Below are 20,488 nucleotides of genomic sequence, written 5' to 3'. Positions count from 1 at the left end.
GGTCTTCCCCCCGATTGCGCTCATCCACGACGAGTCGCGGAAAAGTAGAGAACAAATAAGAAGGCCGGCGCAAGGCCCCTCTCCTTGCGCCGGCCACAGCCCCGTCCCCCCAGACGAGCCTTTTCGTCTGGCTGACCTAGAAGGTCGCGCCGACGCGGAAGCCGTAAGTCAGCGGCGAACCGGCGATGAAGCTCGGCAGACCAAAGCCGGCGCCGGTATTGCCGGCGTCGATCAGGTATTCCTCATCGGTCAGGTTGTTGCCATAGACTTCCGCGTAATAGCCCGCGTCCGCGCTCTCATAACGCACACGCGCCCGCAGCAGGCCGTAAGCGTCCTGACGCACGCCGACGAAACGATCATTGTCGTTATCGGTGAAGACGTGGGACTGCCAGGAATAGCTCGGCAGCACGGTCAGATTGCCCCAATCGCCCGCCGCGACTTCCCAACGGCCGCCCAGAGCGACCGAATGCTCCGGCGCGTAGCGGAAGCGATTGCCGCCCAGCGCCTGCGGCTGGCCGCCCGACGTGTCGTTGAACTTGGCCATGTTGTAGGAATAGCTGACCATCAGGTCGAAGGTGTCGGTGACGCGGAAATCGCCCTGGATCTCGGCGCCGGTCTGGGTGGCTTCACCATTGTTTTGCGGGGTGAAGGTCGCCGTCAGCGGATCAAAGACCGAGGTGCGGAAGTTTTCGTACTCGGAGCGATAAACCGAGGCGGTCAGCGTGCCGCGATCAAGCGTGACGAAGGCGCCCGCTTCCAGCGAGTCCACAATCTCGGCCGGGGAGGTCGAGAACAGGGTCGGCGAGTTGCTGTCGAGCGACAGCAGGTCGGGGCTGCGGCCGCGGGCATAGCTGACCCAGGTGTTGATGCGGTCGGTCAGCGTGTAGGCCGCGTTCACACGATAGGTCCAGGCGTCGAAATCGGCAGTGTCGGTGAAGGCTGCGCCGCCCGGCGTCGCCGTCAGGATCAGGGCCGGACCGAAGGTCACGCGGTTCGGGCCCATGGCCGTGCCGCCATAGCCGGTCGAGCTCTTGCTCTCATCGGTGTAGCGCACGCCCGCGGTCAGGGTCAGACGATCCGTGACGGCGTAGGATGCGTCCGCGAAGAAATCCAGTGCTTCGGTCGAGCCGGCGTTGGCGGATTCCTCGTAATAGTTCGGACGCAGCGGCACGAAGCCGAGGCCGCTGGTCAGAGCCGCAATGGAGTACGGGAACGGGTTGGTCACATCCGTGATGGCTGAAACCGGCACGCCCAGGGCGCCCGCGATAACCGCCGGATCGCCGAACGAGCCCGCGCCGACGAAGAAGGCCTGCACAGCGGCTTCGTTGTAGATGCCCGGAATACGCTGGGTGTTGGCTTCGTAGAAATAGGTGACGCCGCCGAACGCGGTGAGCGGGCCGCCATTGTCAAAGCTGAGGCGCATTTCATGGCTGGTCTGACGACCAGTTGCGTCCTCAGCAAAGTTCAGGAATTCGATGCCGCCGCCGATCGGATCAAAGATCTCGAGAGAGTCATAGGCGCGATAGCCGGTGACCGTGGAGAGGTTCCAGCTTGAGTTGATGTCCCAGCTGGTGAGCGCAGTGACGCCCCAGACCCAACGGTCCAGACCCAGGCCTTCATCGCCCAGGAAGCCGTCAATGACGCGCAGGTCCGCAGCCGTGTAGGGCGAGGTGTCGCCGCCCACGGGCGCCAGAACGCCGGACTTGAACGAGGTGCCCGGACCGCTGTCCTGCTGCCAGTTGGCGATCAGGTCGAAGCTGAAATTGCTCATCGGCTCGCCCGACAGAACCAGACGGCCCGCCAGGACGTCACGGCCCTGCAGGTCGTCGCCGTCGCCGAGATTGTCGATATAACCTTCGCGCACACGGTTCACCGCGGCGAAGCGCAGACCATAATTGTCAGCCAGGGCGTAGTTCACATGGCCGCCGACTTCATAGGCGTTGAAATTGCCAAGGCCTGCAAACGCGCTGGCGGAGTTTTCAAACTCGGCCTTGTTCTGGATGATGTTGATGCCGCCGATCAGCGCGCCGCGACCAAACAGGGTCGGCTGCGGGCCTTTGGCGACTTCCAGGCGCTCGATATCAAACAGCTCCACATAAGAGCCGCGCGAACGCGAGATGGACAGGCCGTCCTGGAACATGGCCACGCGCGCTTCGGCGGTGGCGACGCCGCTATCGGTGGTGATGCCGCGCAGGGAGTAGCCGGTATTGTTCGGGCTCTGCTCCTGAATGACGAGACCCGGGGTGAACAGGGCCATGTCTTCAAGATTGCGGATGTCGAGACGTTCGATCAGCTCTTCGTTGAACGCCGAGACGTTGATCGGCACATCGGCCAGAGACTGTTCGCGGAACTGCGTGGTCACCGTGATCACATCAGTGACCTGGGAATTGACCTCTTGTGCGAAGGCGGGCGCGGCGGGCGCAAGCGCGATCAGCGCAGCGCAAGCAGACAAGCGAGCTTTGAACGTCATTGTAAGGACCCCTGAACTTGTTACATAGCGTTCACCGGAATGAACGCTGACCTGGTGCTGTTAGGGGCGAAGTGTGACGCTTCGCTAACGGCTCGGACAAAGAATGGTTACGGTTCGGCTTAATACAGGTGACGTCACCCAAAAGCCACTCAATATGCATAAACGAATAGGCGCATTCATTTGAAACTGAACGAAAATACGCCCAGAGAACAGGTTGCGGCCGCCGAAGATTCCGGCGCGCGCCTGGACCGCTGGATGGCCGGAGTGTGGGACGACCTCTCCCGCTCGCGCTGCAAGGCGTTGGTCGAGCAGGGCTGTCTGAGTGTGGATGGCGAAGCGCTGACCGATCCGTCTGCGAAAGTGCGCGAAGGCGCAGTGTATCGTCTCGACGTGCCCGCCCCTGTGGAAGCGACGCCGACACCTGAGGACATTCCGCTGGAGGTCCTGTTTGAAGACGACCATCTGATCGTCATCAACAAGCCCGCGGGCATGGCGGTGCATCCCGCCGCCGGACACTGGACCGGCACGCTGGTGCACGCCCTGCTGTATCATTGCGCCGGATCGCTGTCAGGCATTGGCGGGGTGGAGCGCCCAGGCATCGTGCATCGCCTGGACAAGGACACCTCCGGCGTCATGGTGGCCGCCAAGACCGACAAGGCGCATCAGGGCCTGTCCGAGCAATTCGCGGCCCACACGGTCGAACGCGCCTATCTGGCTTTCACGCGCGCCGCACCGCAACCCCGCACAGGGCGGATCGAAACGCGGCTGGCGCGCTCCAGCCATGACCGCAAGAAAATGGCGGTGATAGACAGACCGGAGTCGAACGCCGGCAAACACGCCATCACCAATTACGAGACGCTGAAAACCTTTGGCCAGGAGCCGGGCAAGTCTGTGGGCCATCCCATGTGCGCTTTGGTACGCTGCCGTCTTGAAACCGGGCGCACCCACCAGATCCGGGTGCATATGGCCCATATCGGCTGCCCGTTGCTGGGCGATCCGGTCTATGGGCGGGGCCGCTCCACCCCGCTGGCGAAACTCGACAGCGGCAAGGACTTCAAGGATTTCCGCCGCCAGGCGCTGCACGCCGCCGTGCTGGGCTTTGAACACCCCGTGACAGGCGAAGCTGTAAGATTTGAAACCGAGCTGCCCAAGGACATGCAAAGGCTGGAAGGCTTTCTGGAGCGGATCTAACGCGCCATCGCCCGGGCGCGCACCGCCGCCTTTGACCAGCGCCGCGCCCACAGGATGAATACGCCCGCCGTGGCGAACATCATCAGGCCGTAGATCGCTGCGGGCATGGCGTAGTCGATATCGCCCAGGAGCGAGCTCGCCACCACAATGGCGAGCGTGGCGTTCTGCAAGCCGCACTCCAGCGTCAGCGCGATCCGCTGGCGCATCTTGAACGCCATCCAGCTCGACACAGCGAACGCGACCGCCATGGCGGCCACATTCAGCGCCAGTGACACCGCGCCTGCCTGGGTCAGGCGGCGCAGGGTTTCGCCCAGCCCTTCATTGATGATGGTCGCCAGAACGACCGCGGTGAACACCAAAGCTGACATGAAGCGTGAATTGCGTTCCAGCCCCAGCGCAACGCCAGGCGCCAACTTGCGCAACACCATGCCCAGCGCGACCGGGATCACAGTCAGCGCGAAAATCACCACGCCTGTGGACACCATGCCCACCTGTGGCGCGTCCGGCCCCATGAACAGCGCCAGCGCCACCATCAAAACCAGCGGCACGGTCACCACAGACGCCAGCGACGTGATCGCGGTCAAAGAGACCGACAACGCCACATCGCCCCGCGCCATATGGGTGAGCAGATTGGATGTGGTTCCGCCCGGACAGGCCGCCAACAATACCACGCCCACTTTCACAATCGGCGGGATCGGCAAAAACGCCACCAGCGCGATGGCGATCAAGGGCAGCGAGATGAATTGCAGCGCCGTGCCCACGAGAAACGCCCTGGGCTGGAGCGCGATGCGTTTGAAATCAGCCGCCGTCAGCCCCACCCCGAGGGTGAACATGATAAAGGCCAGGGCGAGCGGCAGCAGAACTTGGGCGAACAGAGTATCCATGCCCACACCCTAAAGCGCTTAAGAGAGCGCATAAAGGCATATTTCAATTGTGGTTTTTCTGTTCCCTGGGGCGCTCACACCGTCAGCGCCAACACCCAGTCGTCATAGATGCGCCCACCCACATCAAACTGGCGCGTCCCGATTTTTTCAAACCCCATACGGTCATAAAAGGCGAGCGCCCGGGTGTTGCCCTGATAGACGCCCAGCAAGAGGCGTCGGGCGCCTGCGGCGCCCGCATGATCACGCGCCGCGTCAAGAAAACGCCGTCCCAGGCCCGAGCGATGCAGGCTCGCAAGAACATAGATACGCTTGATCTCAAGATCGGCGGCGCGTGTTTCAACCGGCAGATCGGGCTCGGTCAGGTGAAGATACCCCACGGGCGCCGCACCAGGGTCCTGTTCGGCCAGCCAGAGCGCCTGGCCGGGCGTTTCAAGCGCCTGCGCATAAACCTCCGGCGTATGCCGCTCAGCGCAATGACGAATGATGGCGCCGCCGTCCACGACGCCGGCATAGCTTTCCAGAAATGTCGCCGCGCCCACAAGGGCAAGGGCGTCCTGATCGCCCGGACGGGCCTGTCGTACTGAGATATCCATAAGCGGAGTTTTCACGAGGCCCGTCCGTCAGGGCAATACATTGTTTCCGTGAGACGCCTTAATCCGGGCGCCGTTTTTTGCTTTAATCTCAAGGCCTGACGGATTGTGTTTCAGCCTCACTGGCTTGTGACCCCTGTTAATCTGGAAATGGGCTACCTAAATGAACGCGGCGCTGCTCATTCTGTCGGCGCCAAGGGCTCACTGGGGAGTGACACATGGCGAATATGAAATCAGCGCTGACAATGTCGCCGGAAGCCGGTCTGTCGCGGTATCTCGCGGAGATCCGCAAATTCCCCATGTTGGAAAAAGATCAGGAGTTCATGCTGGCCAAGCGCTGGCAGGAGCATGAAGATTCCGACGCCGCCCACCAGCTTGTCACCTCCCATTTGCGCCTCGTCGCCAAGATCGCCATGGGCTATCGCGGCTATGGCCTGCCGATCGCGGAAGTGATCAGCGAAGGCAATGTGGGCCTGATGCAGGCAGTGAAGAAGTTTGATCCCGACAAGGGGTTCCGCCTGGCCACCTACGCCATGTGGTGGATCCGCGCCTCGATCCAGGAATACATCCTGCGCTCCTGGTCGCTGGTGAAAATGGGCACCACGGCGGCTCAGAAGAAGCTCTTCTTCAATCTACGCCGGATGAAAAGCCAGATGCGCGCGCTGGACGAAGGCGATCTGCACCCCGATCAGGTCGAGCATATCGCCACCAAGCTGGGCGTCACTGATGACGACGTGATCTCGATGAACCGGCGCCTGTCCGGCCCTGACGCCTCGCTCAACGCGCCCATGCGCGCGGACGGCGAAGCGGAATGGCAGGACTGGCTGGCCGACGATGATGCGGACGACGCCGAGGAAGAGCTGGCGGAATCTGATGAATTCAGCACCCGCATGACCCTGCTGCAGGAGGCCATGGGCGCGCTCAACGAGCGTGAGCAGAACATCATTCAGGAACGTCGCCTGACCGAAGAGCCGAAAACCCTCGAAGATCTGGCGCAGGTTTATGGCGTCAGCCGCGAACGCATCCGCCAGATCGAGGTGCGCGCGTTTGAAAAGCTGCAAAACGAGATGAAGCGGCTGGCTGAAGAACGCGGCCTGATGCCCGCCTAGGCGGAGACTTCCGTGTCCACGGTTTGAGCTTTAGCCTCAGCCCTGGCGCGAAGCACGCCCAGGGTGAGGCAGAGCTGCGCCGCGTAATAGGTGACCCAGACGATCACCCCGCCCCAATCGAGGCTGTCTTCAAAGACCAACACGTCGCCGAACCAGCGCATGGCGATGACGGAATCTGAAACCACGAACAACAGCGCGCCGATGATGATCAGATTGGGACCTTTGACCAGGCCCGCCGCCATCGCCATGACGAGTATGATGCCCAGATAAAGGCTGACAGGCACGGTCAGCGCGCCCATGCCGGGGCTGAGCCACAACCACATGGCGACGCCGAAGACAAACAGGCCGCCCGCCAGGACCAGCCCTTCGCGCTTCAGACCGCCGCTCACGACCATGAGGGCGAAAATCGAAATATATGTCAGGTGCGCCGCGCCGAAAAAGCCGATCCCGGCCTCCAGCTGGGGCGGGCTCATCGCCAGCGCATAATCGCCGCCTGCTGACAGCATCAGCGCCAAAGCCAGCACCGGCGCCCGCTTCAAAAGCGCGAATACGCCGAGCAAGATGATCCCCAACGCCTTGGTCAGCGCCAGGCCCGGCATGGAATAGGTGGTCAGATCCAGGCCCAGATAAATCACCGAGGCCGCCACAGACACCCACAGATAGATGGGCGCCGCCCAGTCCGGAAACAAAGGCTCGGTGCGGGCGTAGCGATCAGCGACAGGGTCGGTCATAAACGGTCTCGTCATGTTTGGGCGCCATTCAGGTCAAAGGCGTGCCGCTTTCCTGCGCAAGCGTCAAGTCGCCGGGCCATTTTGCACGCCCGGGGATTTGTCACATTTCGTCTGATGTGTTTGATATTACGCCCGTGTCTGGAGCCTCTCACCGATGATCTTGCCCGCCCTCGCCGCCTCCGCGCTCGCCCTGTCCCCGGCGGAGGGGCTAGAGCCGCCCTATCAGGCTTTGCTGATGGCGGCGGCGGCCGAAGACGACATCGCGATTTTCACCAATGCAGTGACCGTGCTGGCGCTGACCCGGTCCGCGGAGCGCATTGCAGCGGGCGCAGCGCGCATCTCACACAGCCATGGCGTGATCGCCCGCCGTATTCTCGGCCTGCCGGTGGCGCCCGTGACCCCGGCGCCGGAGCCGGCCGTAATCGCCGTTGAAACTGACGCAGGTCTGGACGCGGCGCAGGCGTCCAAAATCGACCCGTTCTGGATCGCGGCGCCGGCGAGCGCCGTCGAGCTGATCACCCGGGCGCACTCTGAACTCTGGACGGGCAAGGTTCGTCTGGGCGTGCGCGCAGATAGCGGCGACACTGAGCGTCTGGACTATACCCTTGGCCTGGATGCAGAACGTGAGCTGGTCGGCTGGGGCTTTGAGACCAGCGCGATCTATTCCTACTCGGAAACCGACGACAATGTGGGACGCGACGAGCTGATCGTGAAAGCGCGCGGCGAACGCGAAGCCGGGGAGCGCTGGACCCTGTTCGCCAACACTGAATGGGAGCGCGATCAATTATCGGGCTTTGACTGGACCGGGTTTCTGGGCGTCGGCGCCGGCTATCGCGCGCTGCAGAGAGACGCTGTCGAGTGGACGCTGCGCGCCGCGCCAGGCCTGCGCTATATCAGCGAAGTGGATAATGGCGACTATCTGGAGGGCGCGTTCGATCTGTTGTCGGACATGGAGCTGCAGCTCAGCGACACCATGCGCCTTGAATCTGAAACGCGACTTCTGGCCTCCAATAGCGCGCGCGCCGACCAGTTGTTCCGCCTGAACACCGATCTGGGCGATTTATGGTCCCTGGAGGTGCGCTATCGCTATCGCTATGAGTTTGACCCGGAACCCGGATTCGAGGCCGGTGACAGCCGCACCGACCTCGCTTTGATCCGGGAGTTCTAGGCGCTCGACCTATTTCTTGATCGGCTCAGGCTTGCCCGGTTTGCCAGGGCCCTGGGCGCGCAACCCGCCATTTCCGATCCGGCCCGCGGCAAAATCCTCAACCATCGGCGCCCAGCGATCTGACCGCGCGGCGATATAGATGAAGGGGCCGTCCGGGTTGGAGCGGAAGTTTGAATCCGTCGCCACAATCCGCCATTCGCCATTGCGCTCGGTCATGAAGGGCGAGCCTGAATCGCCCCGTGTGGTGTCGCAATTATGCGCCATCGTATTGTCGTCAAAGACCTCGATGATGCGGCAATCGAGATTGCCTGACAGGTTCGACCCGGTATCCCAAGAATACCCCGCCTGACGGATCGGGGCGCGCAAGGCCGCGCGCGGCCCCTGGTCATCCACCAGCGCTTCATAACCCACATGACCCAGCTCGGCGCCCAGAGGCTGGTCCAGACGCAAGAGCGCCCAGTCCGTCCCGTCCAGCGTATCGCCTGCGCTGAACGCCGCTTCGTCCCAGTCATCATCCATCAAATAGTCGATCACGCGCGCCGTTCGCGCGCCGCCGGGCAAATTCTCGCCTGTCCGGAAAACGCCAGCCGCATCGATGCGTCCGCCCTCGGAAATGCAATGCGCCGCCGTGACCAGCACGTCCTCGCCAATCAAGGTCGCGGTGCAGGTTCCGCCTGCGTCAAACTCGATATAGCCGACCACGCTCCAAGGAAACACGCCAGTGTCCATCAAGACCCTGTCATCATTGCCGAAATAATGATCCTGGATGGACATGGGACGTTCGCGGCCAATGCAATCGGCGCGATCAGACCGTTCCGCACAGGCGCCATTACCCACGCCGGGCTCTTCACAGATGCCGTTAAAGGCCGTGTCGCACTGATCGTTGCGAAAGCGCAGTTCAATCAACGGGCCGCAATCGGTGCGGTCTGTGGCCTGAACGCAGGCGCCGGTGCCAAAGCCCGGTTCATCGCACTCGCCATCATTGGCCCACTGGCATGAATCATCCTCGACCCCCGCCATCAATCGCCAGCAATCAGACCGGTCGGTGCCCGCTGAGCAGGCGCCGGTGCCCAGCCCTGGCTCATCGCACTCATTGTCATTGGCGTAGCGACAGCTGTCATCCCCGGCGACGGCGCTTGCGCCCGCCACGGGATTTGCGCCCGGCTTGGTCACCTGATGCAGCAGGCGCTGGTAATCGCGACTGGAGAACGCGTCGGTCGAGCCTTGCGGCCAATCAAGCTGCTGGGCCTGCGCGCCGCCCGCGAGCAGCAAGAGCCCCGCCGCAGCGGCCAAGACGGATTTGATCATAAGCTGGTCCCCAATGAATCTGCGGCGCGCCCCCGTGCGCCTTTGAGCCATAGTATCGTTCATCTGGTTGAATAGAACATGAAAGCCTGACCCAGCCCACGTTCAGGCGCGCACTGGCAGTGTCATCCCATCAGGCCGCCAGGCCCTCGATGAAGGAGAGACACCATGCATATGTTCGCCAAACTTGCTGCGGCCGCCGCCTTCGCGGGACTGGCCGTCACTGCAGCCCCTGCCGTCGCCCAGACGGCGACCGCCAGCGTCACGACGGCGGCGACTGCGACCGCTCAGGGTTACGGCCGCCAGCGTGGATATGAACCGCATCATCGCGGCGGTCGCTGGAATGGCCCGGAGGGTCATTTCATCGTCTACGCCAGAACCTGTCCGGATTTGCGCGAAGATCGCCGCGACCGTCGCTATGACACGGGCTGGCGCGACCGCCGGGAAGACCGACGCGACCGCCGCGTCATCGACTGCCCGGATCGATCCTGGGAGTATGTCCCCAGCCGCCGTGAATTGCGCCAGGGCCGCACCGGCGAACGGCTGCGCCCGGATCGCGCGTATCTGGACCGTCGCACAGGCGAGTTCTTTGTGGAAACCCGCTGGGGGCCGGTGCCGGTCCAGGTGGTGCGCGGCCGTCACGGTCGGGATCATCATGCAAGGGGCCGCGACCGGAATTGGGATCATCATGATCGCGGGCGCGGACGGGGCCATGGCCGAAGCCGTCACTAGGCCCCGCTAGATCCGGATCACGCCATCCAGATACCGTTTGGCGGATCCGACCAGCAACACACGGCCCGCCGCTCCGGCGCGCACTTCCAGCGCGCCAGGGCGCGGGCCGACTTGCCGGGCCTTGAGCGCCGTTTCCCCTAACCGCTCGAACCAGTACGGCGCCAGCGTGCAATGCGCCGACCCTGTCACAGGATCTTCGTCGACGCCGCTGGCCGGACCGAAGAAGCGCGACACGAAATCGGTCGCCCGGCCTGGCGCGGTTGCTATGACATTGGTGCGCGTGGCGGCCAGCGCCTTGATGTCGGGATTGAGACCGACCACCACAGCCTCATCCGCATACACCAGCATCTGGTAGCGATTGCCGTGCACGCGCTCGATTTCATAAACCGCTTCGGGCGCAGTCCCGCCCATGGCCGCGACCACAGGCGCATCCGCCTGCCCCGGCGTGTACCCGATCTGCGGGAAATCCATCTGATAGCGGCCATCGTCCAGCCGGATGACCTTCAATAATCCCGACAGGGTATGAAAGCGCGCTTCAGGTCCCATTACCCGTCCGGTTTCAAACAACCAGGCAGCCGAGGCGAGCGTCGCATGCCCGCACAGCTCCACTTCCAGTCCGGGCGTGAACCAGCGCAGCGCCCACTGGTCTTTCTCGCCCATGGCCTTCAGATAGGCGGTCTCGGACAGATTGTTTGATTGCGCCACGCCCAGAAGATCGGCGTCGGGCAGGTCGCGATGCAGCAGCACCACGCCTGCCGGATTGCCGGTGTGCGGAGTGTGGCCATCGGGAAAGGCATGCATCTCGGCGTAGGGAAATTCCATCAGTGCTCCACCCTGTAACGTTGCAGGAAACGGCTATCGAGCCAGCGTTTGAGGTGCAAGGCCGGCTTACCTGAAAACGCCAGATCGCCATAGCGCGCCAGCCCCGTCCCGTCGCCCACATCCAGTATCGACAGCCATCTTGACTGCGGCGTGTAATGCCGGCGCGCCTTTTGACCCAATGCGGCGTTGATCAGGTTCTGGATCAGGATCGGCGCCGCGCGCACGCCGAACACGCCCAGCTTGGGCCGGGGATGGTCCACAATGCGAGCGCAATCGCCCGCTGCGAACACCGCGGGATCCCCGGTCCAAGATAGATCCGCGTTGACCGGCAAACCTTCCTCGGGCGCCTCCAATCCATCGGGCACATTGGCGCTGAGCCCGGTCGCCGCCACCAGAATGTCCACGGGCGCGACCTTGCGCTGCCCGAAATGCACCAACCCCATGGACAGATCCTCGACCCGATGGGGCACATACTCCACGCCGCAGCGCGCCATCGCCTCCAGAGCCAGGCGCCGCGCCCGATCCGGCCAGCCCGGCATCAGCTCAGGCCCGGCGAGCAGGGTTTGCGGGCGGGCGCCCAGGCGTCTCTGCAGGCTGGCCATGGACAAGGCGATCTCGACGCCTGTCGCGCCAGCGCCCGCCACCGCAAGCCGCAACTGACCGAGATTGGCCTCCAGCGTTGCGCGCAGTCCCGCCAGCGCGCTGACAGGTTTGACCGGTATCGCGCCCGCCGCGAGCAAGGGCGTCTCGGCGATGCGGCTACCCGTGTTCAAGGACAAGACGTCATAGGCGCGCCGCTCGCCATCCTGCAAGGTGACGGTCCGCGCTTGCGGGTCCACCGAGACGACGCGTTGGCGCACATGATCGAAAGGTCCTTCGAGGTCGGACGGGTTCAGGCGAGCGGCGTCCGGGTCCAGCGCGCCCGACAGCATTCCCGTCGCAGCGCCAGAATACCAGAAGGCGCCGGGATCGATCAGGGTCAGAGACAAACCGGCGTTGGCGAAGCGGCGCGCTTTCTTCAGAGCCTCCATATGGGCATGCCCCGCGCCGACCAGCACCACCTGGCGTGTCATGGGGCGGGCGCCTCGGCGTAGACAGCGAGAAAGTCCGCAAATTCCTGCGGGCGGCGAGACCGGGCGGTGCGCCAGTCATAGGCGCCGCCAGGATTGATCACGCGGCCATCAGAATCCGCCACGATGATGGCGGGAGCGCCTTCAACCTTGTCCAGGCCATAGCTGGCGGCCAGGTCGAGATTCTTGCCGTACCGGCCCACGTCAATCAGCACGACCTCATAGCGCTCGCTCAGAAAGTCCTGCAGCTGCGGCAGGGCGAGAACGCTGGCGAAGCGGCGCGCATCCGGGCACCAGTCCGCGCCGAACACCGCCAGCACCCGCTTGCCCGAGCGGGCGGCGTATTCGGCGTTGCCAAGCGCGCCCCTGGGATCAGGCGCCGAAGCGTAAGGCGTCGCCGTATCCGCAATGTCAGTGCTGTCAGGCAGGATTGGGCGTTTCATCAAGGCGCTCCGGACTCAGGCGTCAAAACAGCCCCAAACCTGCGCCTTTCAAGGGTAAAGGTCCAGATGGCCGCGGCGGCGCTCCTCTTCACGCCTGTGTTAACGGCTGAAAATCTCAGCCCAGCCCCTACGGCTCGCTTGCCCGCACGTCCTTCACTCCGCTACCACCCTCCGCGTGGACAAAGACAGGCCGTCGGCCCGGCTGGCCTTGGGACCAGTGACGGGCCATATAAGGCTTCAAGAGACGAAGAAGGATATCCCCATGGCGGCGAAAGACACCGGCCTCAGCTTTTCCTGGGAAGACCCGCTGCATCTGCAGCAGCAGCTGAGCGAAGACGAACGCATGATCGCCGACAGCGCCCGCAGTTATTGCCGCGAGAAGCTGTTGCCCCGCGTGGTCGACGCCTATCGCGAGGAAAGCTTTGATCGCGCCATCATGACCGAGATGGGCGAGATGGGCCTTCTGGGGGCCACCGTGGCCGAGGAATATGGCGGCGCGGGCCTGTCCCATGTCGCTTACGGGCTGATCGCGCGCGAAGTGGAAGCCATTGATTCCGGCTATCGCTCGGCGATGAGCGTGCAATCCTCGCTCGTCATGTATCCGATCGAGGCGTTCGGCACCGAAGAACAGAAACACAAATACCTGCCCAAGCTCGCCAGCGGCGAATATGTGGGCTGTTTCGGCCTGACTGAACCCGATGGCGGCTCAGATCCGGGCGCCATGCGCACCACCGCCAAAAAGGTCGATGGCGGCTATGTGCTCAACGGCGCGAAGATGTGGATCACCAATTCGCCGATCTCTGACCTGGCGGTGGTCTGGGCCAAGCTCGACGGCGAAATCCGCGGCTTCATCGTCGACAAGGGCACGGACGGTTTTGATTGCCCCAAGATCGAAGGCAAGCTCAGCCTGCGTGCGTCAATCACCGGCTCGATCTCGCTTAGTGACGCGTTTGTGCCTGAAGAGAACCTGCTGCCGCACGTCAAAGGCCTGCGCGGGCCGTTCTCTTGCCTGAACAAGGCGCGCTACGGCATCGCCTGGGGCGCCATGGGCGCGGCTGAATTCTGCCTGCACGCGGCCCGCGACTACGCCATGGACCGCGTCGTGTTCGGCAAGCCGATCGCCGGCACCCAGCTGGTGCAGAAGAAACTCGCCGACATGCAGACCGAGATCGCGCTGGGTTATCAAGGCGCGCTGCAGCTCGGGCGTCTGATGGACCAGGGCGCCTGGCTGCCTGAAGCCATCTCCATGATGAAGCGCAACAATTGCGGCAAGGCCCTGGCCATCGCCCGCGAGGCGCGCGACATCCATGGCGGCAACGGCATCGCCGAGGAATACCATATCCTGCGCCACGCCATTAATCTGGAGACGGTGAACACCTATGAAGGCACTCATGACGTGCACGCCCTGATCCTGGGCCGCGCCATGACCGGGCTTCAGGCGTTTTCCTGATCCACCCTCGCCATCACAACAAAAAACCCCGGCGCCGAAGCGCCGGGGTTTTTTTGTCTTGGGTCTATCTGAGGTGAAACGCTTAAGTGCGCGTTTCCCAGTACGGACGCCGTCCTGTCAAGTTCAACGCCAGCGGATCCGGCCGAGTGAGCCGGCCAGTGGCGAACAGGACGACCAGGGTCAGCGCCATGCCGACCAGGGCCAGTAGGCTTGTCACTTCTGCAGACGCCAGACGCGGCGCCAACACAGCAAAAGCCAACCAGGCGGCGATCAGACCCACACCAACAAAATGAGACATGCGGACCTCCTATGATTGCTCACCGTTATAAAACTGTCACTTTCCGATCGGGGTGTCAAGTTTTTTGACAGGACACGGACAATTTTTTCGCACCGGAGACATTACGCCTCACCCCTAATTTCTTGACGATTCACTGCAATCTGGCGCAAGAAACAAATCAGTTTGGAAGACGTTCCAGGGCAAAACCATGCACGATGAACCGGTCTATCTCACCCGACACGACGCGGTCGCGTCCCTGGTGCTCAACCGGCCCGCCAAGCACAATGCGCTCACTGAAGCGATGTGGCTGGAGATTTCGGAGCTTTTGGCGGAAGCCGAAGCGGACAGCGATATCCAGGTTCTCATTGTCCGCGGCAAAGGCGGCGCATTTGCGGCGGGCGCGGACATCTCTGAATTTGAGGACGTCTACGCCACGCCCGAGCGTGCGGAAGCCTATTCGCGCGCTATCGGCGCCGCGCTGGATGGTCTCGCGGACTTTCCCAAACCCACGATCGCATCCATTGAAGGCGCGTGCGTGGGCGGCGGCTGCGCGCTCGCCTTGGCCTGTGATCTGCGTTTCGCCGCCCAGGGCGCACGCTTTGGCGTCACCCCGGCACGGTTGGGGCTTGTGTACCCTTTCAACGATACGCGCAGACTGGTGAACGCGGTCGGGTCTGCAGCCGCCAAGGATTTGCTGTTCACCGCGCGTTTGATTGATGCAGAGACCGCCCTGCAGATCGGCCTGATCAATCGGCTGACGCCTCCGGGAATCCTCAAGGAAAGCGTCAACGAATATGTCAGCCATATCACCCGCGCCTCCAGCCACACCGCAAAAATCACCAAACAGATGATTGCGTTGATCGAGGCCGGGCAGGATCAGGACTGCGAACAGACACGGGCGCTGTTCCTGGAAGCGTTTTCCGGCGAACATTTCCAGGAGGGTTACAAAGCCTTTCTGGACAAACGGCGTCCGGACTTCCCCAAGCCCTGATCCTCGTGTTGCCCTGCACCATGCAGGCGCGCCTCGCATTCCTGGATGCAGCGATTATGTTAGCGCGACTTTCAGGCGGGAGGATCCTGTGTCCGATCATTCAGGCGTAGAACCGATTTCCAGTGCGCCGCGCTATATGACGCTGGCGGAAACCCTTCGCTCCGGGATCGCATCCGGCCATCCGGCGGTCGGCGAGCTGTTACCCACCGAGCATGCTCTCACCGAACAATACGGCGTCTCGCGTCATACCGTGCGTGAAGCGCTGCGCCTGCTCGCAGAGGCGGGGCTGATCGCGCGCCGCCGCGGCGCCGGCACCGTCGTCGTCGCCTCCGAGGCGCGCGCGGGTTTCGCCCAGCGTCTGGGCAGCGTGGATGACCTGATGCAGTACACGCGTGCGGCGCGTCTGAAACCGATCCGTCAGCATACGGGCCCGCTGGACCCTGCAGTGGCGCGCGCCTTCGGCGTGGCGCCCGGCAGCGACTATCTGCATGTGCATGGCCTGCGCGGCCAGCCCGATCGGGCGCCCCTGGCTCTGACCGACATGTATATCCGGTCCGACCTGGCGCCGCCGGTGGACGTGTTCGTGGAACTGAATGGCGGCGTCACCGAATGGATGGCGACCGAACGCGGCGCGCCCACGGCCCGGATCGAACAGACGATTTCAGGCGGACTTCTGACCGATACCGAAGCGGAAGCGCTGGATGCGGAAGCCGGCACCGCGGTGCTGCGCACCATGCGGCGCTACTATGACAAGGGCGGACGCATCATCGCCCTGTCCGACACTGTGCATCCGGCGGATCGCTTCACCTATGAAATGACCATGCAGCGCGAAGTGGACTAGCCTATTCCGCCGCCCGGTCTTCATGGGATTCAGACAGCATTTCATCGAGAATGGCGCGCGTATCCTCGCCCAGCTTCGGCGCGCGGCGCGTCGGCGTCGGCGCGCCGTTGATGCGGAATGGATCGCGCACCATTTTCAGCCCGTCGGGCTTGTCTGGATGAGGCACCGTCTCGATCATGTGCCGCGCCTGGGGCGAGGCGAGCGCACACGCCATTGAATTGACCGGCGCCACTGGCGTCACGCCCCCCAGCACCGTCATCCATTCCGCTGTAGAGCGCGTGGACAAAAACGCATCCAGCTCATCCTGCAGCTTCGCCCTGTTCGCCCGGCGCGCCGCCATGTCGGCATAGTGCGGATTGTCCAGAAGATCCGGCCGCCCCACCGCCTTGCAGAACGCGCCCCAGAATTTCGGCAACTGGCACATCACGAAGAGCCAGCCATCCGCGGTCCGGAACAGCTGGCTGGGCGCCACCGAAGGATGGGCCGAGCGTTCAAGGCGCTCGGCGCATTTGCCCTCGTTAAGGAACCAGGTCGCTGAATAGGAGAGCTGATGCAGGGCCGCATCAAACAGCGACACATCCACATCACAGCCCCGGCCCGTGCGTTTGGCGCCCAGCACCGCCGACACCAGTCCCAGCGCCATCATCGTGCCGCCCATATAATCAATCATCGACATGCCAAAACGCGTGGGCGGCGTGTCCGGCTCTCCGGTCATCGCCATCAAGCCCGCTTCAGCCTGCATCAGATAGTCATATCCTGGCCAATGCTTGCGCTCGCCCTGCCGGCCATAAGCGGACAGATGTGCGCAGACGATGTCCGGCTTCACCGCGCTGAGATGGGGGTAATCCACTTTCAGTTCTGAGGCCTGGTCACCGCGCAGATTGTTGGCGCAAGCGTCCGCGCTCATCACCAGCCGGTCAAAGATCCTGCGATCGCCGCGATCCTTGAGATCCAGCGACATGGAGCGCTTTCCGCGGTTGAAGGTCTGGAAAAACTCGCTGTCATGATCGCCAAGAAAATAAGGCCCCGCGAGGCGCGCGCTGTCGCCGCCGACCGACGGGTTCTCGATCTTGATCACGTCAGCCCCCAGTGAGGCCAACAATTGCGTGCCATATGGCCCCGCGCCGTACTGTTCGAGGGTGAGAATTCGAAGACCGCTCAGAGGCTGATGCATGGGGAACCCACAGTCTCACTTTCCATTTCCCGAAAATGTTAACGGAAAGACAGAAAGTGTCCAAGCGCATCTACGACTTTAGCGTGAACAGTCTCAATACGATCTTGTTTTCAGTCTCTTGCTGCAGGCCGCAAACGAGACAGAGGGTCGCATTCCCCCATCACACAGAGCCTGACAAGGTAGGAAAACATCCTCTGAAAGAGACATTGAAATGAATCACAAGCACCGCAAAACCCTGCACGCCCTGTTCGCTCATCCTGAACCCGCCAACCTTGCGCCCGCCGATGTGGAGCATGTTCTGGTGGAGCTGGGGGCCGAGATCAGTGAGCGGTCCGGCGCCAAGTTCGCTGTCTCTCTGGGCGGTCATACCGCCAATTTCCATCACGCCTCTCACGCCCTGCCCAAGGATGAAGTCCGGCAGATGCGCAAATTTCTCGAAACGGCTGGCGTGGATCCAGAACGCGATTACCCACTTTAATCCCGCATGGCGCGACTGGCTCTGTTCGATGCAGGGTCAGTCCGCCAGCAAGCGTCTGGGGCCGCTGCCCTGTTTGCCCATTTTGTCTCCGGGATTGTAGAGCTGGCAGGTTTCCAGCGACAGGCAGCCACAGCCGATACAGCCGTCAAGCCGGGACCTGATCCGCTCCAGCTCCGCCATGCGCGCGTCCACGCGCGCCTTGATGCCCGTCGAGATACGCGCCCAGTCCGCCTTGTTCGGGGTCCGGCCTTCGGGCAGTTGATCGAGCGTGCTGCGTATCTCCTCGAGACTCAGGCCCAATTGCTGCGCAATCAGGATGAAAGAGACGCGCCTGATGTCGGCGCGCGCGAACCGGCGCTGACCGGCATTGGTGCGATAGGCGTGCACCAGCCCGCCATCGGCGTAATAGCGGATCGCTGAAACCGCGACTCCCGTCCGCGCAGACAGCTCTCCAATGGTGAGAAGTTTTTGACGCGGCGCCATCAGATTGTTTTTCCTTGATTTTAAAACCTTGACCTCAAGTTAGCTTGAGAAACTACGCTTGCCAACATCACGAGTTTGAGTGTTGGAGTTCCCCATGACCGCCGCCCTTGATTGCCCTCAACCGCATGTCCGCAACTGGCATGCGGATCGCGCCCTGTCCCAAGCCGCCGGAAGCGCGCTGAAAACCCGCCCTGATTATCGCCATCATGACGTCGCGCTCGAACATCTGGACGCGCTTTCACCGGTTCTGACCAATGGCTATTACAATCACGCGCCCATGGTGGTGGAGGCCCTGAGCGCCATGGGACAAGGGCGCGAAGCTCTGGCCTGGCTGGACCGCGAACAGGACAGCTTCACCCCGGTGGACGCCCGGACCGGCCCTATCGATCCCGATGATTGGCGCGAGCTGATCGCCGCCCGCGGCCGCTATGCTGACTGGCGCGCTTATTTTCAGGACGCCCTTGAGACCCAGCCCTGGCGTGAAGTCGCCGCCATCTGGGTGAACCGGCTGACATTCGGCTTTTCAAGCTCGGCCGCCCATGGCGTGCTTCAGACCGCCCATGCTGTCCGCGCCTTGCAATCTGACGCGACGCCCGCACGCTTGCGCGCCCTCGCGAACGCGCTGGCGGGATGGGCGAGCCGCCATAGCTCGCTGCCCATCAAGGACCAGCCAAACCAGGGCGTTCTGGATTTTCAGGCGGCTCTGAGCCGGATCCAGCCGTTAAGCGATAAGCATGCGCCGGGCGAAGGCGCGATCACCGCCGGATACGCCCAACTGGTCCACGCGCCAGGTTTCGCCGAGGAGGTGAGCCTTGTGGATCTGTCCGGCGATCTGAACGCCCGGTTTGACGCGCTCATGGCGGTGATGGCGAAACTCTTTCTGTCGCTGGCGCGCACGCCCTACACCGTCATTGTCTTCACCCATGCGGTGACCGGAACCGCCGCCGCCCGGACCCTGTCACAGATCGTGCCTGACGCCGTAGGCCGGCAACTCCTGTTCAGAGCCTTTGAACATGGCGCAGCGCTGAAGACGGCGTTCACGCCACTCGCTCTACAAAGCGAAGCCCCGCGCAAGCCCCTGGCGCCCGGCGATCCCGCCCGGCGCGCCGCCCGCCATGGCGACGATCACATGATCAAGCTGACCGAGGCGGTGCTGGACGCGTACAGACGTACGCACAACCCTGTGTTTCTGGAGGTGATCGCCCAGGCGTTCGCGGTTTTGCCAGAGCCGGAGGCACGTTGACCTGTCGCCGAAACTTGGCGAAAGCGCGTCAGAAGGGGATAAGGCGATATGTCCGCTGTCCTCAGCCCCCTTCTGACCTTGATCCTGTTGGGCGCCTTGATCACCCTGTCGGTGATTGACGCCCGGCGGTTCATTCTGCCCGACCGGATCACCTTGCCGCTGATTGCGGGCGGGGTGATCGCGGCGGCCCTTCTGGGCGCCCCGGTCTGGCTGCATGCTTTGGGAGGCATCGCCGGGTATTCCGCGCTGGTTCTGATCGAGAAGAGCTATGAGCGCCTGCGCGGACGGCCCGGGCTGGGCCGGGGCGACGCCAAATTGTTCGCCGCCGCAGGCACCTGGTGCGGCGCGTTGGCCTTGCCCGCAGTCCTGTTGTTTTCAAGCCTGGCGGCGCTGGTATACGCGCTCACTTTGAAGCTGATCCTGCGCAAGCCTGTCACGGCCGACAGCATGATCGCCTTTGGCCCGTTTCTGGCCTTCGGGATCGCTCTTGTCTGGCTGTTGCAGCAAAGCGGCCTGTCTGGTCCCGCCGGGTTCTAGAGCCGCGACGCTGCGAGACGATCCGCGCCTTGGCGGCACGAATACACGCCGCCCAAAGGCCGCACGGTTTCAGAGCCATCGCTCTCGCGCACCCGCAACAGGACATTGGTCAATCTGGGCCCCGACCCGGTCTCCTCGTCCACCTCCCCGGTCAGCGTGAAAGTCTGATCGCGGGTGGGGCCGGCATACACCCGGGAAAAGCTTTGCCCCATCACGAAGGCGCCCGATTGAGCCGCCACCTCCAGCTCGTGCACCGCGCCGTCATGGACAATCAGGGCGCGTCGCGCGCGTTCGTCCTCAAACACCACAAACGGATGACGCTCCCCCACGCCAAACAGGAAGACGCCGCATGAGCCGTCCGGCAACGATTGCGGCGGCAGACTGGTCACGCGCTCTGGAGCGCTTTGAGCCGGCGCAGGCGCCGGGCCGGGCTGGAGGCCGGTCGCAGCGCAAGCGCTCAACGCCAGCGCGCTCAAACCTGCAATAATCCACCGCATGC

General features: G+C 63.2%; 22 protein-coding genes. 10 read left to right on the top strand and 12 right to left on the bottom strand.

Features of this window, described 5'->3' with window-relative positions; genetic code table 11:
* Nucleotides 1-136 precede the first annotated feature (136 nt).
* Complete coding sequence (locus tag G405_RS0109555) at nucleotides 137-2,470, bottom strand: TonB-dependent receptor (protein WP_022701293.1); 2,334 nt, start codon at nucleotides 2,468-2,470, stop codon at nucleotides 137-139.
* A 186-nt stretch (nucleotides 2,471-2,656) separates the two neighbouring features.
* Here G405_RS0109555 and G405_RS0109550 point away from each other — a divergent pair, with 186 nt between their 5' ends.
* On the top strand, nucleotides 2,657-3,661 hold the full coding sequence (locus G405_RS0109550) for an RluA family pseudouridine synthase (protein WP_028284705.1): 1,005 nt from the start codon (nucleotides 2,657-2,659) through the stop codon (nucleotides 3,659-3,661).
* Here the strand turns inward: G405_RS0109550 and G405_RS15625 are convergent.
* Nucleotides 3,658-4,545: a bile acid:sodium symporter family protein gene (locus tag G405_RS15625; protein ID WP_022701291.1), complete on the bottom strand. Its 888-nt coding sequence runs from the start codon at nucleotides 4,543-4,545 to the stop codon at nucleotides 3,658-3,660. The genes G405_RS0109550 and G405_RS15625 overlap by 4 nt on opposite strands.
* A 74-nt stretch (nucleotides 4,546-4,619) precedes the next feature.
* Nucleotides 4,620-5,138: a GNAT family N-acetyltransferase gene (locus G405_RS0109540; RefSeq protein ID WP_022701290.1), complete on the bottom strand. Its 519-nt coding sequence runs from the start codon at nucleotides 5,136-5,138 to the stop codon at nucleotides 4,620-4,622.
* A 215-nt stretch (nucleotides 5,139-5,353) separates the two neighbouring features.
* On the opposite strand from G405_RS0109540, the gene rpoH reads away from it, so the two are divergent.
* The gene (gene rpoH, locus G405_RS0109535) at nucleotides 5,354-6,244 is read left to right on the top strand and encodes an RNA polymerase sigma factor RpoH (RefSeq protein WP_022701289.1); all 891 of its coding nucleotides are present in this window, start codon (nucleotides 5,354-5,356) and stop codon (nucleotides 6,242-6,244) included.
* Here rpoH and G405_RS0109530 read toward each other — a convergent pair.
* On the bottom strand, nucleotides 6,241-6,975 hold the full coding sequence (locus tag G405_RS0109530; RefSeq protein WP_022701288.1) for a lysoplasmalogenase: 735 nt from the start codon (nucleotides 6,973-6,975) through the stop codon (nucleotides 6,241-6,243). The genes rpoH and G405_RS0109530 overlap by 4 nt on opposite strands.
* 154 nt (nucleotides 6,976-7,129) lie before the next feature.
* Between G405_RS0109530 and G405_RS0109525 the strand changes: the two genes are divergently transcribed.
* Nucleotides 7,130-8,143 carry a DUF481 domain-containing protein gene (locus G405_RS0109525; protein WP_022701287.1) on the top strand — a complete coding sequence of 338 codons (1,014 nt, stop codon included), beginning with the start codon at nucleotides 7,130-7,132 and terminating at the stop codon, nucleotides 8,141-8,143.
* Between the two features lie 9 nt (nucleotides 8,144-8,152).
* Here G405_RS0109525 and G405_RS0109520 read toward each other — a convergent pair whose 3' ends face one another.
* Nucleotides 8,153-9,451: a trypsin-like serine peptidase gene (locus G405_RS0109520; RefSeq protein WP_022701286.1), complete on the bottom strand. Its 1,299-nt coding sequence runs from the start codon at nucleotides 9,449-9,451 to the stop codon at nucleotides 8,153-8,155.
* A 165-nt stretch (nucleotides 9,452-9,616) separates the two neighbouring features.
* Between G405_RS0109520 and G405_RS0109515 the strand changes: the two genes are divergently transcribed.
* A complete protein-coding gene (locus G405_RS0109515; RefSeq protein WP_022701285.1) occupies nucleotides 9,617-10,180 on the top strand; it encodes a hypothetical protein in 564 nt (187 codons plus the stop codon).
* A 6-nt stretch (nucleotides 10,181-10,186) separates the two neighbouring features.
* Here the strand turns inward: G405_RS0109515 and G405_RS0109510 are convergent, their stop codons facing one another.
* The 3 genes from G405_RS0109510 to G405_RS15620 are packed head-to-tail and all read right to left on the bottom strand — an operon-like array spanning nucleotide 10,187 to nucleotide 12,515.
* A complete protein-coding gene (locus G405_RS0109510) occupies nucleotides 10,187-11,002 on the bottom strand; it encodes a PhzF family phenazine biosynthesis protein (RefSeq protein ID WP_022701284.1) in 816 nt (271 codons plus the stop codon).
* Nucleotides 11,002-12,075, bottom strand: a complete 1,074-nt coding sequence (locus G405_RS0109505) for an NAD(P)/FAD-dependent oxidoreductase (RefSeq protein WP_022701283.1) — start codon at nucleotides 12,073-12,075, stop codon at nucleotides 11,002-11,004. Before G405_RS0109505 ends, G405_RS0109510 begins: the two co-directional genes overlap by 1 nt.
* Nucleotides 12,072-12,515, bottom strand: a complete 444-nt coding sequence (locus tag G405_RS15620; protein WP_022701282.1) for a thioredoxin family protein — start codon at nucleotides 12,513-12,515, stop codon at nucleotides 12,072-12,074. The genes G405_RS0109505 and G405_RS15620 overlap by 4 nt, the downstream gene beginning before the upstream one ends.
* A 262-nt stretch (nucleotides 12,516-12,777) precedes the next feature.
* Here G405_RS15620 and G405_RS0109495 point away from each other — a divergent pair, with 262 nt between their 5' ends.
* Nucleotides 12,778-13,965 carry an acyl-CoA dehydrogenase gene (locus G405_RS0109495; RefSeq protein ID WP_022701281.1) on the top strand — a complete coding sequence of 396 codons (1,188 nt, stop codon included), beginning with the start codon at nucleotides 12,778-12,780 and terminating at the stop codon, nucleotides 13,963-13,965.
* A gap of 82 nt (nucleotides 13,966-14,047) precedes the next feature.
* Here G405_RS0109495 and G405_RS0109490 read toward each other — a convergent pair whose 3' ends face one another.
* Nucleotides 14,048-14,263, bottom strand: a complete 216-nt coding sequence (locus tag G405_RS0109490; protein WP_022701280.1) for a hypothetical protein — start codon at nucleotides 14,261-14,263, stop codon at nucleotides 14,048-14,050.
* Nucleotides 14,264-14,450: 187 nt separating this feature from the next.
* Between G405_RS0109490 and G405_RS0109485 the strand changes: the two genes are divergently transcribed.
* Complete coding sequence (locus G405_RS0109485; RefSeq protein WP_022701279.1) at nucleotides 14,451-15,233, top strand: enoyl-CoA hydratase/isomerase family protein; 783 nt, start codon at nucleotides 14,451-14,453, stop codon at nucleotides 15,231-15,233.
* Nucleotides 15,234-15,321: 88 nt separating this feature from the next.
* Complete coding sequence (locus G405_RS0109480; RefSeq protein WP_022701278.1) at nucleotides 15,322-16,074, top strand: GntR family transcriptional regulator; 753 nt, start codon at nucleotides 15,322-15,324, stop codon at nucleotides 16,072-16,074.
* Between the two features lies 1 nt (nucleotide 16,075).
* Here the strand turns inward: G405_RS0109480 and G405_RS0109475 are convergent, their stop codons facing one another.
* Nucleotides 16,076-17,248 carry a CaiB/BaiF CoA transferase family protein gene (locus tag G405_RS0109475; protein ID WP_022701277.1) on the bottom strand — a complete coding sequence of 391 codons (1,173 nt, stop codon included), beginning with the start codon at nucleotides 17,246-17,248 and terminating at the stop codon, nucleotides 16,076-16,078.
* A gap of 211 nt (nucleotides 17,249-17,459) precedes the next feature.
* On the opposite strand from G405_RS0109475, the gene G405_RS0109470 reads away from it, so the two are divergent.
* Nucleotides 17,460-17,726: a hypothetical protein gene (locus G405_RS0109470; RefSeq protein WP_022701276.1), complete on the top strand. Its 267-nt coding sequence runs from the start codon at nucleotides 17,460-17,462 to the stop codon at nucleotides 17,724-17,726.
* A 36-nt stretch (nucleotides 17,727-17,762) separates the two neighbouring features.
* Here the strand turns inward: G405_RS0109470 and soxR are convergent, their stop codons facing one another.
* On the bottom strand, nucleotides 17,763-18,209 hold the full coding sequence (gene soxR, locus G405_RS0109465; protein ID WP_022701275.1) for a redox-sensitive transcriptional activator SoxR: 447 nt from the start codon (nucleotides 18,207-18,209) through the stop codon (nucleotides 17,763-17,765).
* Between the two features lie 94 nt (nucleotides 18,210-18,303).
* Here soxR and G405_RS16565 point away from each other — a divergent pair, with 94 nt between their 5' ends.
* Complete coding sequence (locus tag G405_RS16565; RefSeq protein WP_022701274.1) at nucleotides 18,304-19,452, top strand: questin oxidase family protein; 1,149 nt, start codon at nucleotides 18,304-18,306, stop codon at nucleotides 19,450-19,452.
* Between the two features lie 48 nt (nucleotides 19,453-19,500).
* Nucleotides 19,501-19,989 carry a prepilin peptidase gene (locus G405_RS15610; RefSeq protein ID WP_022701273.1) on the top strand — a complete coding sequence of 163 codons (489 nt, stop codon included), beginning with the start codon at nucleotides 19,501-19,503 and terminating at the stop codon, nucleotides 19,987-19,989.
* Here G405_RS15610 and G405_RS0109450 read toward each other — a convergent pair.
* On the bottom strand, nucleotides 19,986-20,486 hold the full coding sequence (locus tag G405_RS0109450; RefSeq protein WP_022701272.1) for a hypothetical protein: 501 nt from the start codon (nucleotides 20,484-20,486) through the stop codon (nucleotides 19,986-19,988). The genes G405_RS15610 and G405_RS0109450 overlap by 4 nt on opposite strands.
* Nucleotides 20,487-20,488: the final 2 nt, after the last annotated feature.

The sequence above is a fragment of the Oceanicaulis alexandrii DSM 11625 genome (assembly GCF_000420265.1).
Lineage (GTDB): Bacteria > Pseudomonadota > Alphaproteobacteria > Caulobacterales > Maricaulaceae > Oceanicaulis > Oceanicaulis alexandrii.
Note: the sequence above shows the minus strand (reverse complement) of the source record. Positions and strands in the feature narration are given on the sequence as shown.

Excerpts from the sequence above, each read along its gene's own strand:
- G405_RS0109555 (WP_022701293.1), bottom strand. The coding sequence starts at position 2,470 with ATGACGTTCAAAGCTCGCTTGTCTGCTTGCGCTGCGCTGATCGCGCTT.
- G405_RS15625 (WP_022701291.1), bottom strand. The coding sequence starts at position 4,545 with ATGGATACTCTGTTCGCCCAAGTTCTGCTGCCGCTCGCCCTGGCCTTT.
- G405_RS0109540 (WP_022701290.1), bottom strand. The coding sequence starts at position 5,138 with ATGGATATCTCAGTACGACAGGCCCGTCCGGGCGATCAGGACGCCCTT.
- rpoH (WP_022701289.1), top strand. The coding sequence starts at position 5,354 with ATGGCGAATATGAAATCAGCGCTGACAATGTCGCCGGAAGCCGGTCTG.
- G405_RS0109530 (WP_022701288.1), bottom strand. The coding sequence starts at position 6,975 with ATGACCGACCCTGTCGCTGATCGCTACGCCCGCACCGAGCCTTTGTTT.
- G405_RS0109525 (WP_022701287.1), top strand. The coding sequence starts at position 7,130 with ATGATCTTGCCCGCCCTCGCCGCCTCCGCGCTCGCCCTGTCCCCGGCG.
- G405_RS0109520 (WP_022701286.1), bottom strand. The coding sequence starts at position 9,451 with ATGATCAAATCCGTCTTGGCCGCTGCGGCGGGGCTCTTGCTGCTCGCG.
- G405_RS0109515 (WP_022701285.1), top strand. The coding sequence starts at position 9,617 with ATGCATATGTTCGCCAAACTTGCTGCGGCCGCCGCCTTCGCGGGACTG.
- G405_RS0109510 (WP_022701284.1), bottom strand. The coding sequence starts at position 11,002 with ATGGAATTTCCCTACGCCGAGATGCATGCCTTTCCCGATGGCCACACT.
- G405_RS0109505 (WP_022701283.1), bottom strand. The coding sequence starts at position 12,075 with ATGACACGCCAGGTGGTGCTGGTCGGCGCGGGGCATGCCCATATGGAG.
- G405_RS15620 (WP_022701282.1), bottom strand. The coding sequence starts at position 12,515 with ATGAAACGCCCAATCCTGCCTGACAGCACTGACATTGCGGATACGGCG.
- G405_RS0109495 (WP_022701281.1), top strand. The coding sequence starts at position 12,778 with ATGGCGGCGAAAGACACCGGCCTCAGCTTTTCCTGGGAAGACCCGCTG.
- G405_RS0109490 (WP_022701280.1), bottom strand. The coding sequence starts at position 14,263 with ATGTCTCATTTTGTTGGTGTGGGTCTGATCGCCGCCTGGTTGGCTTTT.
- G405_RS0109485 (WP_022701279.1), top strand. The coding sequence starts at position 14,451 with ATGCACGATGAACCGGTCTATCTCACCCGACACGACGCGGTCGCGTCC.
- G405_RS0109475 (WP_022701277.1), bottom strand. The coding sequence starts at position 17,248 with ATGCATCAGCCTCTGAGCGGTCTTCGAATTCTCACCCTCGAACAGTAC.
- G405_RS0109470 (WP_022701276.1), top strand. The coding sequence starts at position 17,460 with ATGAATCACAAGCACCGCAAAACCCTGCACGCCCTGTTCGCTCATCCT.
- soxR (WP_022701275.1), bottom strand. The coding sequence starts at position 18,209 with ATGGCGCCGCGTCAAAAACTTCTCACCATTGGAGAGCTGTCTGCGCGG.
- G405_RS16565 (WP_022701274.1), top strand. The coding sequence starts at position 18,304 with ATGACCGCCGCCCTTGATTGCCCTCAACCGCATGTCCGCAACTGGCAT.
- G405_RS15610 (WP_022701273.1), top strand. The coding sequence starts at position 19,501 with ATGTCCGCTGTCCTCAGCCCCCTTCTGACCTTGATCCTGTTGGGCGCC.
- G405_RS0109450 (WP_022701272.1), bottom strand. The coding sequence starts at position 20,486 with ATGCGGTGGATTATTGCAGGTTTGAGCGCGCTGGCGTTGAGCGCTTGC.